Source organism: Marinomonas colpomeniae (genome assembly GCF_014803385.1).
Taxonomy (GTDB): Bacteria; Pseudomonadota; Gammaproteobacteria; order Pseudomonadales; family Marinomonadaceae; genus Marinomonas; species Marinomonas colpomeniae.
In genome coordinates this window covers 67,842-86,530 of the sequence record NZ_JACYFC010000005.1, presented here as the reverse complement: position 1 = coordinate 86,530, position 18,689 = coordinate 67,842, and the positions used below count along the sequence as shown (strand labels likewise).

General features: G+C 40.5%; 14 protein-coding genes. 13 read left to right on the top strand and 1 reads right to left on the bottom strand.

Annotation, left to right across the window (positions count from 1 at the left end):
- Positions 1-106 precede the first annotated feature (106 nt).
- The 7 genes from IF202_RS14705 to acpS all read left to right on the top strand — a co-directional run bounded on the left by IF202_RS14705 (position 107) and on the right by acpS (position 6,514).
- Positions 107-739, top strand: a complete 633-nt coding sequence (locus IF202_RS14705) for a riboflavin synthase subunit alpha (protein WP_191595669.1) — start codon at positions 107-109, stop codon at positions 737-739.
- 271 nt (positions 740-1,010) lie between these two features.
- Positions 1,011-2,813 carry a translation elongation factor 4 gene (gene lepA, locus IF202_RS14700; RefSeq protein WP_191595668.1) on the top strand — a complete coding sequence of 601 codons (1,803 nt, stop codon included), beginning with the start codon at positions 1,011-1,013 and terminating at the stop codon, positions 2,811-2,813.
- Between the two features lie 50 nt (positions 2,814-2,863).
- Complete coding sequence (gene lepB, locus IF202_RS14695; protein WP_191595667.1) at positions 2,864-3,688, top strand: signal peptidase I; 825 nt, start codon at positions 2,864-2,866, stop codon at positions 3,686-3,688.
- Positions 3,689-3,706: 18 nt separating this feature from the next.
- Positions 3,707-4,390 (top strand): ribonuclease III, encoded by a 684-nt coding sequence (gene rnc / locus IF202_RS14690; RefSeq protein ID WP_191595666.1) that lies wholly within the window; start codon positions 3,707-3,709, stop codon positions 4,388-4,390.
- Positions 4,391-4,421: 31 nt separating this feature from the next.
- Complete coding sequence (era, locus tag IF202_RS14685; protein ID WP_191595794.1) at positions 4,422-5,354, top strand: GTPase Era; 933 nt, start codon at positions 4,422-4,424, stop codon at positions 5,352-5,354.
- A gap of 5 nt (positions 5,355-5,359) precedes the next feature.
- Positions 5,360-6,097: a DNA repair protein RecO gene (gene recO, locus IF202_RS14680; RefSeq protein ID WP_191595665.1), complete on the top strand. Its 738-nt coding sequence runs from the start codon at positions 5,360-5,362 to the stop codon at positions 6,095-6,097.
- Between the two features lie 27 nt (positions 6,098-6,124).
- The gene (gene acpS / locus IF202_RS14675) at positions 6,125-6,514 is read left to right on the top strand and encodes a holo-ACP synthase (RefSeq protein WP_191595664.1); all 390 of its coding nucleotides are present in this window, start codon (positions 6,125-6,127) and stop codon (positions 6,512-6,514) included.
- An 18-nt stretch (positions 6,515-6,532) separates the two neighbouring features.
- Here acpS and IF202_RS14670 read toward each other — a convergent pair whose 3' ends face one another.
- Entirely contained in the window at positions 6,533-9,298 is a 2,766-nt protein-coding gene (locus IF202_RS14670; protein WP_191595663.1) for a response regulator, read from the bottom strand.
- Between the two features lie 384 nt (positions 9,299-9,682).
- On the opposite strand from IF202_RS14670, the gene cysM reads away from it, so the two are divergent.
- The 6 genes from cysM to adk all read left to right on the top strand — a co-directional run bounded on the left by cysM (position 9,683) and on the right by adk (position 18,685).
- Positions 9,683-10,579 carry a cysteine synthase CysM gene (cysM, locus tag IF202_RS14665; protein ID WP_191595662.1) on the top strand — a complete coding sequence of 299 codons (897 nt, stop codon included), beginning with the start codon at positions 9,683-9,685 and terminating at the stop codon, positions 10,577-10,579.
- Positions 10,580-10,707: 128 nt separating this feature from the next.
- Complete coding sequence (rlmD, locus tag IF202_RS14660; protein WP_191595661.1) at positions 10,708-12,024, top strand: 23S rRNA (uracil(1939)-C(5))-methyltransferase RlmD; 1,317 nt, start codon at positions 10,708-10,710, stop codon at positions 12,022-12,024.
- A 16-nt stretch (positions 12,025-12,040) separates the two neighbouring features.
- Positions 12,041-14,290, top strand: a complete 2,250-nt coding sequence (relA, locus tag IF202_RS14655) for a GTP diphosphokinase (protein WP_191595660.1) — start codon at positions 12,041-12,043, stop codon at positions 14,288-14,290.
- The gene (gene mazG / locus IF202_RS14650; RefSeq protein ID WP_191595659.1) at positions 14,287-15,105 is read left to right on the top strand and encodes a nucleoside triphosphate pyrophosphohydrolase; all 819 of its coding nucleotides are present in this window, start codon (positions 14,287-14,289) and stop codon (positions 15,103-15,105) included. The genes relA and mazG overlap by 4 nt, the downstream gene beginning before the upstream one ends.
- A 68-nt stretch (positions 15,106-15,173) precedes the next feature.
- Complete coding sequence (ppc, locus tag IF202_RS14645) at positions 15,174-17,804, top strand: phosphoenolpyruvate carboxylase (protein ID WP_191595658.1); 2,631 nt, start codon at positions 15,174-15,176, stop codon at positions 17,802-17,804.
- A 224-nt stretch (positions 17,805-18,028) separates the two neighbouring features.
- The gene (gene adk / locus IF202_RS14640; RefSeq protein ID WP_191595657.1) at positions 18,029-18,685 is read left to right on the top strand and encodes an adenylate kinase; all 657 of its coding nucleotides are present in this window, start codon (positions 18,029-18,031) and stop codon (positions 18,683-18,685) included.
- Positions 18,686-18,689: the final 4 nt, after the last annotated feature.

Genomic DNA, 18,689 nt, shown 5'->3' with positions numbered 1-18,689 from the left:
GTTATGCTGCTTTGATTATAAGTGTTCATTTCTTCTTCATTCTTTGGTTTTGCAGGCAGTATTTCGCTACTATAGATCTTATTTTTACCGAGCAATGGGGCGTTTTATGTTTACAGGTATTGTTCAGGGAACGGCTAGCGTGCAGGCAGCACATCAAATAGGGCGTAACAAGCATTTGGAGATAGTTTTTCCTGCCGGCGTTATGTTAGGCCAGCAGTTAGGCGCGAGTGTTGCTATTAACGGCGTTTGCCTGACAGTCTCTGAAATCGGTCATGATGTATTGACCTTTGATGTGATTGATATGACGTTAGAGCTGACGAATATCGGACTTCTTCAAGCTGGTGATACAGTGAATTTTGAACGTGCTGCCAGAATGGGTGACGAAGTAGGTGGGCATGTGATGTCTGGTCATATTATGACGACAGTTTCTGTGTCTCGAATCGAGAAAATAGAGGAAAGCGTTCATATTCGTTTTACGACCGATCGCCAGAACGAAGTAGATGCAAGACGTTACTTATTTAATAAGGGGTATGTCGGACTTAACGGCTCTAGCTTGACGGTCAGTAATATCGGAAACGATTGGATTGAAGTCTCTTTGATCCCTGAAACACTGAGATTGACGACATTCGGTACCTTATCTGTAGGAGATAGAGTGAACTTAGAAATAGATGCTCATACGCAGGCTACTGTGGATACGGTTGAGCGTATTTTAAAAGAAAGAGGGATCGTTTTACCTTAAAACTAATTTTTATCAGTTGCTTGTATTTGAAGCGATAAGATGAGCTTTAGCTGTTTCACTATAGGTGTATCGTAAATTGATTCTGATATTTACGAAAAAGCCCTTCATATGTGGGGCTTTTTACATTTTGTTGTGAACTTTCTAGTCTATCAACTCCTATGAACACACTGTATAATCCCGAAAATTATTTTCACTGTTTTCTTCGCATTGCATAAAAGTCTGTAGATAAATGAGTATATGGCCTCTTGTAAATGCATATTTAGAGTAAAAAATGTCTAATAATCTCAAGCACATACGTAATTTTTCTATCATTGCCCATATTGATCACGGTAAATCCACTTTAGCTGACCGTTTTATTCAAACTTGTGAAGGTTTGAGTGAACGGGAAATGTCCGCTCAGGTTCTTGATTCCATGGACATCGAGCGTGAACGTGGTATTACAATAAAGGCGCAAAGTGTGACGCTGGATTACCACGCGAAAGATGGCCAAACTTACCAACTTAATTTCATCGACACACCTGGACACGTAGATTTTTCTTACGAAGTTTCTCGTTCTCTGGCGGCTTGTGAAGGTGCGCTGCTGGTGGTCGATGCGGCTCAAGGTGTAGAGGCTCAGTCTGTTGCTAACTGTTATACGGCGATCGAGCAAGGTCTTGAAGTTATGGCCGTACTGAACAAAATTGATTTACCGCAGGCTGATCCTGAGCGAGTGAGTGCAGAAATCGAAGAAATTATCGGTATTGATGCTATGGATGCCGTTACTTGTTCTGCGAAAACAGGCATGGGTGTTGACGATGTTCTTGAGCGTTTGGTTGCGACTATTCCACCACCAGAAGGGGATGTAGATGCGCCGCTTCAAGCACTGATTATTGATTCATGGTTTGATAATTACTTAGGTGTTGTGTCTCTTGTACGTATTAAACAGGGCACCTTACGTAAGAAAGATAAGATTTTTATCAAATCGACTAAACAAGCTCATCCTGTTGATATGGCAGGTATCTTTACGCCAAAACGTAAAGAAACAGGTATTTTGAAAGCAGGTGAAGTAGGTTACGTTGTTGCTGGTATTAAAGACATTCAAGGTGCGCCAGTGGGTGATACTATCACTCATGCTTCGACGCCAGATGTTGATACACTTGCCGGTTTCCAAAAAGTAAAACCTCAGGTGTATGCGGGTCTTTTTCCTGTTAGCTCTGATGAATATGAAGACTTCCGTGTGGCGTTGAGTAAATTGACGTTAAACGATGCGTCTTTGTTTTTTGAACCAGAGAGTTCTGATGCGCTTGGTTTTGGATTCCGTTGTGGATTCTTGGGCATGCTTCACATGGAGATTATTCAAGAACGTCTAGAGCGTGAATATGACCTTGATCTGATTACTACTGCGCCAACTGTAGTGTTTGAAATAGAACTGAATAATGGTGAGGTTATTTACGTTGATAGCCCATCGAAAATGCCTGATCCAGGTACTATCCGTGAAATGCGTGAACCTATTGTGGAAGCCAATATTTTGGTACCACAAGAATACTTAGGTAATGTTATTACGCTTTGTATTGAAAAACGTGGCGTACAGAAAGACATGCAGTACGTTGGTCGTCAAGTTCAGCTACGTTATGAATTACCAATGAACGAAGTTGTGATGGATTTCTTTGATAAGTTGAAATCTTGTAGCCGTGGTTTCGCATCGTTAGATTATAGTTTTTCTCACTTTAGTGCCGCTCCACTTGTTCGATTGGATATTTTGATTAATGGTGAGCGTGTTGATGCATTGGCGTTGATCATGCATAAAGACAACGTTCAATACAAAGGGCGTGCCTTGTGTGAAAAAATGAAAGAATTAATTCCTCGCCAAATGTTTGATGTGGCTATTCAGGGTGCAGTAGGTGCGAAGGTAATATCTCGTACGACAGTTAAAGCCTTGCGTAAAAACGTAATTGCAAAATGTTACGGTGGCGATGTAAGTCGTAAGAAGAAACTGTTACAGAAGCAAAAGGACGGTAAGAAACGTATGAAACAAGTAGGTAATGTTGAAGTGCCACAGTCTGCTTTCCTTGCCGTTTTACAATTAGACAGCTAATCAGATAATCAAGTAGGTGTGATTTACACGCCTAAATGGAGACATGAAATATGGGTTTTGATTTTGAGCTGATACTAGCCATTGCATTTTTAGTGACTGGTGTATTCTGGGTTTATGATCGCATTGTGTACCTTCCTAAGCGCAAAGTGGTATTGGCAAATATGGCACCAGAAACGCGTATTGCTGTGAGTAAAGATGCTCAGCAGCGCTTGGCAGAAACACCTCGTTTAGTTGTAGAGGTTAAGTCTTATTTCATTATTATTGCGGTTATCTTTGGCGTTCGCTCATTTGTGGTGGAGCCGTTTCAAATTCCGTCTGGCTCTATGTTACCGACGCTGAAAATAGGCGATTTTATTTTAGTAAATAAGTTTGATTATGGGCTGCGCTTGCCTGTTTCAAATACTACTATTATTCCAACGACCGAGCCTGAGCGTGGTGATGTTGTTGTTTTTAAATATCCTCTTGATCCTAGTCTAAACTATATTAAACGTTTAGTTGGTTTGCCGGGTGATACGGTAAGTTATCACGATAAAGTATTAACGGTTAATAATAAGCAAGTCAGTAAAGAATTATTGGCTAAACTGTCTGTATCGTTAAATCCAAGTAAAGAACCTGTTCAACTGTTTAATGAAAACTTAGGCGGTGTGCAGCATGACATTTATAATAGCTATCGTTTTACGCCTCACGAAGGTGAGTGGGTTGTTCCAGAAGGTCACTATTTTGTTATGGGTGACAACAGAGATAATAGCGCAGACAGCCGATTTTGGGGCTTTGTTCCAGAAGAGAATATGAAAGGCCGTGCTTTTTATGTATGGCTGCATTGGGGTGAATTTTTCAGTGTCCCAAGCATTAAAAATAACGGTTTGATTGAATAAGTATTCTTTGGAGAAATTTTGAGCTCACAGTATCAGAAATTGAGTCGACGCATAGGTTATTTTTTTGCAGACCTTGGGTTGCTTGAACTGGCGCTAACGCACCGTAGTTTTGGTGGGAAAAACAACGAACGCCTTGAATTCTTGGGTGATTCAATACTTAACTATGTGATTGCGGAAGATCTTTTTCATCGTTTTCCAAAAGCCAAGGAAGGTGAGTTAAGTCGTTTACGAGCTTCATTGGTAAAAGGCGACACCTTAGCTGAATTAGCAAGAGAGTTTCAGTTAGGGGACTTCCTGAAGTTAGGCGCTGGAGAATTAAAAAGTGGTGGTTTCAGACGTGATTCTATTCTAGCGGATACCGTTGAAGGTATTATCGGTGGCATCTATTTAGACGCTGGTATGGATGTTTGCCGTGAGCATATCCTAGCCTGGTATAAAGAGCGTTTAGATGCAACATCGCTTAAAATAGTGACTAAAGACGCAAAAACCCGGTTGCAAGAGTTTTTACAAGCCCGTAGGCATGGTTTGCCTCAGTATGATGTAGTGAAGATCGATGGCGAACCCCATGATCAGACATTTTATGTTCATTGCCAAATCGAACTTTGCGATGATTCAATTGAAGGCAAAGGTAATAGTCGTCGAATCGCAGAACAAAATGCGGCAGCGAAAGCATTAGCAAAATTGGAAAAGAAAAATGACTGAAGAGTTTGAGTCTAAAATGTCTGAAATGGCAATGCCTGCATTCGATGTATCTGAAAACGAAGCGGCTGAAGTAGAGGTTACTCATTGTGGCTATATTGCCATTGTGGGGCGTCCAAATGTAGGTAAGTCGACCTTATTGAATCATATCTTGGGTCAAAAACTATCTATTACTTCTCGTAAGCCTCAGACCACACGAGATCAAATTTTAGGTGTAAAGACTGAAGGCCATATTCAAGCAATTTATGTAGATACTCCTGGGTTGCATTTGGGTTCAGATAAAGCGATGAACCGTATTATGAATAAAACGGCAGCCGCTGCATTGAAAGATGTCGATGTGGTGTTGTTTGTGATCGATGCGGATCGCTGGACAGAAGAAGATGAATCTGTTCTTCAGAAAGTAAAGCATGCTCGCTGCCCGGTAATTTTAGTCGTTAATAAAGTAGACCAATTAGATCAACAAGATGATTTATTACCTCGCTTGGCAAATTTATCTGATCGGATGAATTTTTCTCAAATCGTACCTATTTCAGCGTTACGTAATAAAAACCTAGATCGATTAGAGCGCTTGGTAGAAAGTTATATTCCAGAAGGAACTCAATTTTACCCTGAAGATCAAATTACCAATCGAAGTTCTCGGTTTTTGGCGGCAGAAATTGTACGTGAAAAAATTACTCGCCAGCTTGGACAGGAAGTGCCTTATGAAGTGGCGGTTCAGATTGAAGAGTTCACTTACGAAGAGTCGGCAATACATATTAGTGCATTGATTTTGGTTGAGCGAAATGGCCAAAAACGGATCATTATTGGTGAACGTGGCGATAAAATTAAGCTGATAGGTAAAGAGGCGCGTATTGATATGGAGAACTTATTTCAGCATAAAGTTATGCTGAATCTCTGGATTAAAGTTCGTTCTGGTTGGTCTGATGATGAACGTGCGCTAGCTAGTTTAGGTTATCAAGAAGAGTAATTTCGATGCGCGCTGCTGCGTATGTTATTCATACCCGACCTTTTCAAGATGGTAAGATTTTGCTTGATGTACTTACTCTTGAACAAGGTTTAATAAGAGGTGTGTGGCGGTTGCCAAAAAAAGAGGCTCGGGTAATACCTGGGTCTTTTTTATGTTACGAAATGGAATACGTCGGTCGCAGTGATTTAAAAACTGTCAAAAGTTTAGAATCGATCAAAGCCGCGTTTTCTCTAGAAGGTCTACCTTTGTACGCAGCACTTTATTCACATGAGTTGCTCGAAAAATTACTTCCCTTGAATTTACCTTTACCTGATATATTTTCGCTTTATCAATGGCTCATTGAGAGTTTGCACTCAGGTGTCTCTATTGCGCCTTTATTACGACGTTTTGAAGTTGGCTTATTCTCTGAATTAGGCGTTGCAATCAATATGATATCGACTGGACGAGGAGAAATGATAGAAGCTCGTCAGTTGTACCAGTTTCATTATAAATTTGGTTTGCGCCCATATTACGGTGAAATACCTAAACAAGCGCCTATGCTGTTTGTAGAGGGGCAGGTGGCATTAGATTATCATGCTGGGAGGTGGACAGATAAGCAGGTGTTGAGTTTGGCAAAAGAGCTTCATCGTAATTGGTTAGACGGTATTTTAAACGGTAAGCCTATTGATTCTAGGCGTTTATTACCACAGCAACCTTTTCAGGGTGAGCGACATCTAGGTGTGCCCATTTTTCGTTCGTTGTAATGTATATATTTTAAGAAGGGGGTTTTCTTGATTATTGGTATCGGAACGGATTTAGTTGATATTTCTCGTGTCGCTGCGTCAATTAGTAAGCTAGGTGAGCGCTTTATTGATCGTATTCTAACGGTGGATGAAAAGCGACGCTGGTTAGAGATAAGTCATCCAGAACAAGCCGCTGCCTATGTTGCAAAACGTTTTGCTGCGAAAGAAGCGGCGGTTAAAGCATTAGGAACGGGTATTGGTTCAGGAGTCAGCTTTCAACATTTTTCAGTCAGTAATTTGCCTTCTGGTCAGCCTGTACTTAATGTTGATAAAAGTATTTCTGCTCGTTATGATTTTCCTGTTTCATGGCATTTGAGCCTGACAGACGAAAAAGCATATGCTCAAGCATTTGTTATTCTCGAGTCTCTTACTTCCTAAATGATAGTTTTTGAACCTTCAGGCCTGAGTCCAAGGAATAAGTTGGCGATGGTTGAGAAGCTCTTCTATTGCATCCATAAAGTCTTCTGCCACGCCTTCTACTTCTTCTAAACCTAGCTCTTTCAAGTGTATTTCCAAAAAACCTGCGTTACGTGCAATGCTGATAGTGCCTGTGTATTTTGATGCGCCATGCACTCTGTGCACAACCTCAATGAGTTTCTCAATATCTTGGTTTTGCAAGTGATGTTGTATGAGCTTTTTCTCTGCGTCCAACGTATCCGCTAAAAGGTCAAACATTTCTCGTGCAATTTCTTCTTTGCCATCGACAATGCTAAGCGCTTTGTCTAAGTCAAAAATATCCGCCATTTTAAGGTTTACTTGCTCTTCAAATGTTTCTGTATTGGCATGCCATGCTTCAATGGTGTTCAGCAAAATATCTTCATCAATAGGCTTGGTCAAATAAGCGTTCATTCCGCTGGCGAGAATCTGCTGTTGTTCTGATCCTAAAGCATGTGCTGTTAAGGCGATAATAGGCGTATTTTTATAATTTTTGAGCAAGCGGAGTTGACGAGTCGTTTCCATGCCGTCCATTTCTGGCATTTGTATGTCCATAAAAATCAGGTCGTACTGATTTTTTTCAGCCATCTCTATTGCTTGCTTTCCGCTGTATGCTAATGAGACTTCTAGACCTTTCGGGTTTAACCAATGACCAAGTAGTTGAAGGTTTATTGGACTGTCGTCAACGGCGAGTATTTTTAATCCTTTAAGCTTATCTATGAATACTTCTGGTTGAGATATTAATGGTGTTATGGACGTAGCGTTATTGATGTTTTTTAGCGCGTTATAAAGGCGATCTTGGCTGACAGGTTTTAGCAAGATATCGCTGCAGAGATCTTTTAGGTCTGAGTAGTGTGAAATTTGGCCTGGCGGCTGAATCATTAAGATACAGGGAATATTAAATTGCTGGGAGGCATAGTTGATAAGTTCTTTGGCTTCTGAAATGCTTTGTTTGTCCGGTGCGACGCTAAGTAATAAGGCGTCGGTGGTGTCGTGCTGTTTTTTGATTAGAGTGATCATTTGCTCTAGGTCTGAACAGGTGGTGCAATCAACGCCTATATCATGTAAATATTTTTTCATGAAGTTACGATAAGTGATGCTTGGTTCTAGTAATATTACACACTGGTTTAGTGGTTGGTGGCTACTTTTTAACTTAGGTGATGTTTTTAGGCGCAAAGTGAAGCGGAAAGTTGAGCCAATACTAGGGTCACTGCTTACTTCAATTCTGCCATCCATTTGTTCGACTAATTTCTTAGTAATGACCAAGCCTAATCCAGTACCACCAAATTGCCTCGTTGTGCTGGTGTCTACTTGTGAAAAGGCTTTAAATAAACGGTTTATTTTCTGCTCTGGGATTCCAATGCCTGTGTCTATGATCTGAAAGCATAAAACAACATCGCTATCGCTCTTAGATAGAATGGATACTTTAGTTTGAATAGACCCTTGGTGGGTAAACTTAATCGCATTTCCAATTAAATTAGTTAGAATTTGACGTACTCTAGTACTATCACCAATGAACCATTCAGGCGTATCTGGATGAAACTCTGGCACTAAATCTATTTCTTTGTCTTTGGTGAGTAAGTTGATGCTGAGGGTTTGATATACATCGTCAATAAGTGATTTTAAGTTAAAGTGATTGCTCTCTAAGTTCAGTTTTCCTGCTTCAATTTTTGAAAAATCTAATATATCGCCAATAATTGCCAGTAAACTATTGGTTGATTGCTGAATGGTATCAACATAAAGGCGTTGCTGTGTGTCAGTCACATCTTTTTGTAACGTTTTCGTGTAACCCAAAATTGCGTTAAGTGGCGTGCGAACTTCATGACTTATATTGGCAAGGAATTGCGATTTCAAACGATTTGATTCCATTGCTTCGCGGTTTGCTATGTGAAGCTGCGCACTCTTTTCTTCCATGCTATCCATACTGCGACGCATGTCTTCGGTAGACTGCTCAATACCTGAAATGAGTTCTTCATTGTGGTTTTCTAATCTTTCCGTTAGTTCGAGTAGATTCTTTTGTATATCGGTGTACTCAGGTGGTAGTTTCATCAGTTTGGCGTTTGAGAACTGACCTTGTGCTAATTTGTCTAATGACGTGGATAGTTTATTGATTGGAAGTGTCAGGGTTCTTGAAATACGTACTGCACCTAAGATAGTTAGAAAAATAAAAATAATAAAAGTGAAAATGATGAAGCTGGCGTATTGGTATTTTTTAATTTGAATGTCTGATTTACTAACTTCAACTTTAACCCAACCGATTAAGTTACGTTGATTCAATGGATTGAATGCATTTGTCCGAGGGTTGAAGGTACTGTCTAGTGAATCACTAGCATAGTGAATGCCACTAACTGATTCTAAATGGTCTTCGTACTCCATTATATAGTCTGAATCTGGAAATGAACTTCCTATTGAAAAAGGCGGTTTGCCCAATTCTGCAATGATTTTTTGTTCGTTATTAAAAATCTGAACACTACTTATACTCTGATGATTGAGTGCACTTTGCAGTATTCTGTACATCATGTTTTGGTCAGAAAAAACGATAGCGTATTCACTGGTTGTAGCTACTTGCTCTGTGATGTGAAGAGTGCGTTCGTATAGGTTTTTGTCTAAATCATTAAAGCGTGACGACAGCAAAAAAAAACAACTAAGCAGAGACACAATAAAAATAGGAGCGAATAGAGCCCAGAAAAACTTCTGATTTACGTTAAGTCTAATTGCTATTTTCATAATTCTAGGAGTCTAATTTGTGTGTTTCTAGCAAGCCGAGTTATTTTTGACTTTATGATGGTTGAGTTCCTATTCATAGTGCCACATGTCTTTTATTTGCTACTAGAAGGAGTGTGAATATAGAAGGATTCACGCTATTGTTATGAGTGATAAATTACTCAGTGTTAGAGGGGTGTTCATCCATTTTTTTATAAGCACTTACTATTTTTAAAAGAAATAGTAAGATGAAGCTACATGCTATGAACATACCTTTTTACTTTAGTATACGAAATCGAAACTAAGTTTATAACGCTTTTTTATTGTACAGTTTGGGCTAAGTGTTTTTAAATAGACTTATAGTGTTAAGTTTCATTCCCTATAACATCAATGTCAATGAAGTTTTTTATGATCCAGTATCCTAGTATTGAGTCCTTAATTGGGCAGACACCTTTGGTTCGTCTACAGCGAATTAATCCAAATCCAAATAATACGATTTTATTGAAATTAGAAGGACAAAATCCAGCGGGCTCAGTAAAAGATCGGCCTGCTTTTAATATGATACATCAAGCCGAATTGCGTGGAGACATTAAATCAGGAGATAGCTTAATTGAAGCAACCAGCGGTAATACTGGTATCGCCTTGGCTATGGTTGCCGCAATTAAGGGTTATAAAATACATCTGATTATGCCTGATAATATGAGTCAAGAGCGTAAGTCGGCAATGACGGCCTATGGCGCAATCCTTCATTTAGTCACACAAGCTGAGGGAGGTATGGAAAGAGCGAGAGACCTTGCTCAGGAAATGCAAGATCAAGGTGTTGGTGTGGTTCTGAATCAATTCTCTAATCAAGATAATCCTAATGCTCACTATTTGACGACAGGGCCAGAAATTTGGCAGCAAACTCAAGGTACTGTGACGCACTTTGTCAGTTCTATGGGAACAACAGGCACAATCATGGGGGTTTCTCATTATCTAAAGGAACAAAACAAAGACATTCAAATTGTAGGTCTCCAGCCACAAGATGGCGCAAGTATTCCTGGTATTCGTCGTTGGGGTAAAGACTATCTTCCGTCTATTTTTGAAGAGAATCGTGTCGATACTGTGATGGACGTGTCGCAAGAAATTGCAGAAGTTACTATGCGCCGTTTGGCCAAAGAGGAGGGCGTTTTTTGTGGAGTCTCTTCTGGAGGTTCTGTTGCCATGGCAATGAAATTATCCGAACAGCTTAATAATGCCGTTATTGTGGCAATTGTTTGTGATCGTGGAGATCGCTATCTATCAACAGGTGTTTTCGATTCATAAGAGATGAATAAGGTATAAGTAACTGAATCGTAAAGTGTCGCAATGGCTTTCTTTAGACGTGTAGATATATGAATAGATACGATAGAATATACTGCGTTTATCCTAAACTCTGATAAAGAGAGCCTCCTTTGAGAAAAAGAACCTCGTCACGTCGACAATCGAAGCCACAGCCAATTGGTCCTATTCAAACATTTCAGATCGATGGCTTAACACATGACGCGAAAGGTGTTGCGCGCTTGCAAGGTAAAGTCGTTTTTATAGATGGTGCATTGCCAGGCGAAACGGTTACCGCGCAAGTGACTAAAGCGGGTCGCCATTTTGATGAAGCGCTTTTGTCAAATGTCATGGTGTTAAGTGAATATCGTAAAAATCCCGCGTGTTCGCATTTTAAGCAATGCGGTGGCTGTAGTTTTCAGCATTTAATGGACGAGCAGCAGCTTCTATCAAAAACGAATTGGCTAAAGGGTCAATTACGGAATCTTCTTCCTAAACTTCCATTCGAAGTACTGTCAGGTCCGTCTACACAATATCGCCGTCGGGCGCGTATTGCTGTAGATCAAAGAGATGGTTCATTAGCGTTAGGCTTTCGTGGAAAAGCATCAAAAGATATAGTGTCAATCGACCAGTGTGCCGTTCTTACTGCCCCATTACAGGCTATTTTTACTTCATTAAAAACCAAGTTAATCGATAGTGATTTAATTAAAATTTTGGGTCATATCGAATTATTAGAAGACACCAAAGGTGTTTCTGTATTGTTCCGATTGACACAAACTATTTCTGAAATGTTTGAAAAAGACTGGAAGGAATGGGCTGAAAAAGAAGCGATTACCTTGTATTGGCAAGCACCAAAAGAGAGCAGAGCAGACATTGCTTTAGAGCAAATGCGTTATTATGATTTGGATGGTATGAGGTTGAGTTATCACCCTCAGGACTTTATTCAAGTAAATGAAGTAATGAATCACAAAATGGTTGATCAAGCGATCGATTGGTTAAAGCTAAACGATCAGGATGTGGTTTTAGATTTATTTTGCGGTGTTGGTAATTTCTCTCTGCCCTTGGCAAAACGTGCGAAGTCAGTGATTGGTGTAGAGGTGCAAGAGAGCATGGTACAAGCCTCTCGAGATAACGCCAGCTCTAATAATTTAGATAATTTGTCATTTATTGCTGCAGACTTAACTCAACCAATAGCCCAGTCGTTTGTTAAAGAAAAAATCACCAAAATTCTACTCGATCCGCCTCGAGCAGGGGCATTTGAGTTTTTAGATACCATAATAAAAATTAAACCGATGCAAATCTTGTATGTTTCTTGCAATGCTTCCACCTTAGCTAGGGATGCTGAGTATTTAGTCGCGAAGGGATATCGAGTACAACGAGTGGCTTTGATGGATATGTTTCCCCAAACATCTCATGTCGAAACCATGATGTTATTGCAAAAAAAGAATTAAAAGAAAAGGCAGATAAATGGTTACTGTAAGAAAAGATCACCCTGTATTAGAAGATGGCAGTGTTGATATCGACGCATGGATGGGACAATTCACCCATCTAATGGATGATGGAGCGCGTGTTCCTTTACGTATGGCGTGCGAGCTTGCACGACAGGCTGATTTACAGTGTTCACGACCATCCTATTGGGGCCCGCAGGCAAGTACCTTTCGTGCAGGTTTAGAAATGGTTGAAATATTGTCTGGTTTTCGGGCTGATCAAGATTCTTTAGTAGCAGCGGCTTTATATCGTGCTGTCCGTGAAGACCAATTACCTTTATCGCGTGTTACCGAGATGTTTGGCCGAAAAGTGGCATCCCTCATTGAAGGCGTTATACGCATGGGGGAAGTGTCGAAGAATCTCACGGCAGATACCGCTGCGGAAGTGTTGGGGAGCCATGATAACCAGTTAGAATCTTTACGCAAAATGCTCGTGTCTATTATCGATGATGTGCGTGTTGTATTGATTAAGCTAGCTGAACGCGCTTGTGCTATTAAAGAAGCAAAATATCAAGATGAAGAACGTCGTATTGCTGTGTCATTGGAGGTGCAAAGTGTATACGCACCTTTGGCACACCGTTTAGGGGTTGGTCATATCAAATGGGAATTGGAAGACCTTTCTTTCCGCTATTTATACCCTACCGACTACAAGCGTATTGCGACACTGTTAGATGAAAAACGCCTTGATCGTCAGCAATATATTGATGACATGATTAAGCTATTAGATGAGCGTTTAAAAGGCATTAATATTCATGCCGATCTAATGGGAAGAGCTAAACATATCTACAGTATTTGGCGGAAAATGAAGCGCAAGAATATTGGTTTTGATGAAGTCTATGATGTACGTGCGGTACGCATCTTAGTTGATGAAACGATGGAATGTTATGGTGTTTTGGGCATTGTTCATAATTTATGGCGTCCGATCCCTCAAGAATTTGATGATTATATTAGCAACCCTAAAACAAATGGTTACCAGTCATTGCACACCGCGGTGGTTGGCCCACAAGGTCGAGTATTAGAAATCCAAATTCGCACACATGCAATGCATGATGATGCAGAACTTGGTGTCTGTGCTCATTGGAAGTACAAGGGCACAGATTTAAGCTCAAACAGCTCAAGCTATGAAGAGAAGCTTCAATGGTTAAGAACTATTTTAGATTTTCATGAAGAAGAAGGTGATTTAGAGTCTTTGTCTGAGCAGGTTCGCAGCGACATAGAACAAGACCGCATTTATGTGTTTACGCCAGATGGGCATGTTGTCGATTTACCTGTTAATTCAACACCAGTGGATTTTGCATATCGAGTACACACGGAAATCGGCCATCGATGCCGTGGCGCGAAAGTGAATGGAAAAATCATTACTCTGGTTACACAGTTAAAAACAGGCGATAAAGTAGAAATTTTAACAACAAAAGAAGGAGGGCCAAGCCGAGATTGGCTTCACCCTATGTTGGGCTATGTTCAAACTAGCCGAGCACGTGCAAATATTCAAAACTGGTTTCGAAAAGAAGATCGTGAGAAGAACCTAGAAGCGGGCAAGCATTTATTAGACAAGCAATTGAAGCGCCTTGGCATTGAAGAAAACCGTATAGATTTTCAAAAAATAGCGTCTCGATTTAGCTTTTCAAGTGCCAGTGATGTATTTGTTTCTTTAGGTGCTGGTGACATTCAATTAACGCGCGTGATGCGTATTATTGATGAATTGTATAGTTTGAATGGCGATGTTGCGCCAGTCCGCCCTGTTCGGTTGAAAAAGAGTCTCCATAAGTCTTCAGAAAATGATATTCACATCTTGGGTGTTGGTAAACTACTGACTCAAATGGCTAAATGCTGCACGCCAATTCCGGGTGATGACGTGACTGGTTTTATAACTCAAGGTCGAGGGGTATCTGTTCATAGACAAGATTGTATTAACATTGGTCAGCTTGCTTTAGACGAGCCTGAACGTATTATCAATGTTAGTTGGGGGGAGGAGGTTGATAACCAATACCCAGTTAATATTCAAGTTGAAGCATATGATCGAACCGGTTTACTAAGCGATATAACAAGCTTACTTGCGAACGAAAAAGTGAACTTGTTATCAATGAATACTCTGTCTACAAAAGAAGATCATACAGCGTGTATTCGTTTTACTATCGAAGTCGGTGCGTTAAGTGTATTGAGCAAAATACTACACAGAATTAATCAGCTACCAAATGTATTAAATGTTTTTAGAGAGAGAGATTTTTGAGCGACGCACTTAAAACACTACAGCATTTGATGGTTTGTCTCAGAGACCCTGAAATGGGTTGTAATTGGGATAAAAAACAAACTTATAAAAGTATCGCAGCTTACACATTAGAAGAAGCATACGAAGTCATTGATGCTATTGAACGAGAAGATTTTGAACATTTAGAAGAAGAGCTAGGGGATTTACTTTTTCAGGTGATTTTCTATGCTCAAATAGCGCAAGAAGAACAGCGTTTTACGTTTGATGATATTGCTATCGGTATTACTGAAAAAATGCTTCGACGTCATCCACACGTATTCCCTGATGGCGACATTACACGTTTTGGTGAACCTTCGTCATTGAGTGAAAATGAGATCACAGAGCAATGGCAAAGAATCAAAGCAAAAGAGAAAGAAAACACAGTTAAAAGTAGCTCAGAAAACAGTTTTTTAGATGAAATACCGACTTCAATGCCTGCTTTAATGCAAGCCGTTAAAATACAGAAAAAAGCGGCTAAAGTAGGATTTGATTGGCCAGACGTTTCTCCTGTATTTGCAAAAATTAGAGAAGAGCTAGATGAGCTAGAAGAAGCGATAAAAGAGCAAAGTCAACCTCATGTTGAAGAGGAAATGGGAGATGTTTTATTTACTATGAGTAATTTGGCTCGGCATCTTGATGTTGCTCCTGATGTGGCATTAAATAAAACTAATATTAAATTCCGTCGTCGTTTTGGCAGGATAGAAACACTCGTATTGGCACAGAATAAAAAATTAACGGATTGTTCTTTAGTGGAGTTGGATCGTTATTGGGAGCAAGCTAAACGCGAAGGTTTATAGACTTGCTTATCGTAGTGTGTATGAATATGTTTGTTAGAAACATTGTTGGTACTGTTTAGGAGAGTGAAGTGAGTGATCGACAGGCGTCATTGCGTGAAAATGTTAGGTTGCTGGGAGACTGTCTCGGTGAAAGCATGAGTAATCATTTAGGAGACGGTTTTCTAGAAAAAGTGGAAAATATTCGATTACTTTCTAAAAATGGACGTCAATCCGGAGACTCTGCTGCTCTTATTGAAGCACTGGAAGCGTTAGATGATAAAGAAATTGTACCTGTTGCTAGGGCATTCAATCAGTTCTTAAATCTGTCTAATATTGCAGAACAATATCACCGTGTACACCGCCGCAGAACGAATGAAAGTCTAGGTGTGTACCAGAATCCAATTGGGGATTTATTAGCGCGCCTTTCAAAGCAAAATTTCACCCCAGAACAAATGATGGCGTCTTTGCAATCCCAGTCTATTGAATTGGTGCTTACTGCTCACCCAACTGAAGTTGTAAGACGTTCCTTAATCCGAAAATACGATAACATTTCTAGTGAGCTAGAAGCTTTAGACAAAGATAATATCCTTCCATTAGAAGAAGCCAAACATATTCGACGTCTCAAAGAGATCATCACACAAGCTTGGCATACGGATGAAATTCGAGAGGAGCGTCCTACTCCAGTAGACGAAGCTAAATGGGGTTTTGCCGTTATTGAGCAATCTCTATGGCAAGCCGTTCCAGATTTTTTTAGACAGTTGGACGAACAGTTTAATGATTTCTGTGAAGCTGATCATCTGCCTCTTGATTTAGCGCCTATTCGTTTTGCTACTTGGATGGGAGGGGACCGAGATGGTAATCCTAATGTAACTCATAAGGTAACAAAAGAAGTTGCATTACTAGCTCGCTGGATGGCTGCCGATTTATATATAAAAGATTTAGATGTTCTGCGTGCTGAATTTTCGATGACGCAATGTAATGCCGCTTTACGTGAGCGTGTAGGTGACAGTGCTCAGCCATACCGTGAAGTTATCCGATACTTAGAGCGTAAAATGCAGGCAACCAAAAACTGGGCTAAAGCATGTCTAGATGGAAGGCCAACGACAGACGACGATATATTTCTGGATATACAAGAGCTTATTGATGATTTGACTTTATGCTATCAATCGCTATTAGACTCCGGAATGAAAGTTATTGCGAACGGCGCTTTGATTGATTTAATTCGTTGTGCAGCCACCTTTGGTACGACATTGGTACGCTTGGATGTTCGTCAGGATGCCGCGCGTCATATTGATGCCTTGTCTGCTATTACACGTTTTTATGGCCTTGGTGATTATGCTGAATGGGATGAAATGTCTCGTCAGGCTTTTTTGTTAACTGAGCTCAATTCTAAACGGCCATTATTGCCCTTAGATTGGGAAACAACCGAAGAAGTAAAAGAGGTTGTTGATACCTTTAAAATGATTGCTCAAGGTCAGCAGAATTCATTTGGTTCTTATGTTATTTCTATGGCTAGTTCGCCGTCTGATGTATTGGCGGTCGCGCTGATGTTGAAAGAATCTGGCGTGAGTTTCCCAATGCGTATTGTGCCTTTATTTGAAACATTGGCAGATTTGGATAACGCTGAGCCAACCATAGAGCAGCTTTTCTCAATTCCTTGGTATAAATCCTACATAAATGGTCGTCAAGAAGTGATGATTGGCTACTCTGACTCAGCGAAAGATGCAGGTCAAATTGCAGCGACGTGGGGGCAATATCGAGCCCAAGAGGCCTTGACTCGGTTGTGTAAAAAGCACGATGTTCATCTGACTTTATTTCATGGTCGTGGTGGCACCGTAGGTCGTGGCGGCGGTCCTGCTCATGTGGCAATTCTTTCTCAACCTCCAGGTTCTGTAAATGGCTCGATTCGAGTGACCGAGCAGGGTGAAATGATTCGCTTCAAATTTGGTATTCCAGACATCGCGGTACGGTCTCTTGAGTTGTATTGCTCTGCGGTAATGGAGGCATCTCTTATGCCTGCTGAGCCACCGATGGAAGAGTGGCGAGCAATTATGGATGAAATGTCTGAAGTAGGTATGAATCAATATCGCTCTATCATCAGAGGGCATGAAGATTTTGTTCCTTACTTTAGGGCGACAACACCTGAACAAGAGTTGGCTAAACTGCCACTGGGTTCTCGTCCCGCTCGTCGCCGTTCGGATGGTGGCGTAGAAAGTTTGCGAGCCATTCCTTGGATCTTTGCTTGGATGCAGATTCGATTAATGCTACCCGCTTGGCTTGGTGCAGAAAGTGCATTAGAACAAGCTGTGGAATCTGGGAACCTAGACAAATTACGTGAAATGCATAAAAAATGGCCATTCTTTGGGGCTTATCTAGATATGCTTGATATGGTTTTGGCAAAAGCGGAACCTGAGATCGCAGAATATTACGAAAAACGTTTAGTTAGTGAAGAGTTACAAGGCTTAGGCCGGCTTTTACGTAGTAAACTAAAGCAAGTGTGTGAGCTTGTTAAGATGCTGAAAAAACAAGATAGATTGATTGAAGATAATAAAACCATTCGCCAGTCTATCGATGTACGGAACCCATATATAGATCCATTACATTACTTGCAGGCTGAGCTTTTATACCGTAGCCGTAAAGATGAAGAAAATGCAGAAGTGAATAAAGCGTTGATGATCACAATGGCTGGAATCGCCAGTGGTATGCAAAATACGGGCTAATTTGTATATAGGGTTACTAAATGCTCATTATGAGCAAGAAAATGATAAAAAAAGACACGTAAGTTTGCATAATGAAGGGCTGCTTGGGTATGCTTGGCGACCATTTATTTTAAAGTATGTATTTGGTTCACCTGTATGTTTTGTTGTAGTGCTTAAATACACTGTTGCGATGCATTGCCTGAGTGCCATTACAAATCAATTTACGCTGTCTTTGGAGACTTTTTATGCGAGTAATATTATTAGGTGCGCCAGGAGCTGGTAAAGGTACTCAAGCTCAATTCATCACGGAAGAGTTTGGCATTCCACAGATCTCTACAGGAGATATGTTGCGTGCAGCAGTAAAAGCAGGAAGCGAAATGGGCTTGAAAGCCAAAGCGGTAATGGATGCAGGGCAACTTGTTTCTGATGATATTATTATTGGGTTAGTAAAAGAACGTTTGACTCAAGATGATTGTATCAAAGGTGCTTTGTTTGACGGTTTCCCTCGAACTATTCCACAGGCTGACGCTTTAAAAGATGCTGGTGTAAAAATCGACTTCGTTGTTGAAATTGACGTTGCAGATGAAGAAATTGTAAAACGCATGAGTGGACGACGTGTCCATGAAGCATCAGGTCGTACCTATCACCTAGTTTACAATCCACCTAAAGTGGAAGGTAAAGACGATGCAACAGGGGAAGACCTTGTTCAACGTGTAGATGATGCAGAAGATACGGTTCGTAAGCGCTTAGGTGTTTATCACGATCAAACAGCACCACTTATTGGCTATTATCAAGAATGGTTGAAAGTAGACAGTGTCGCGGCTCCGAAGTTTGTGAAAGTAAACGGTGTTGGTGATTTAAATGAAATCAAACAAAGTCTATTAGCATCGTTAAAGGCTTAACCAT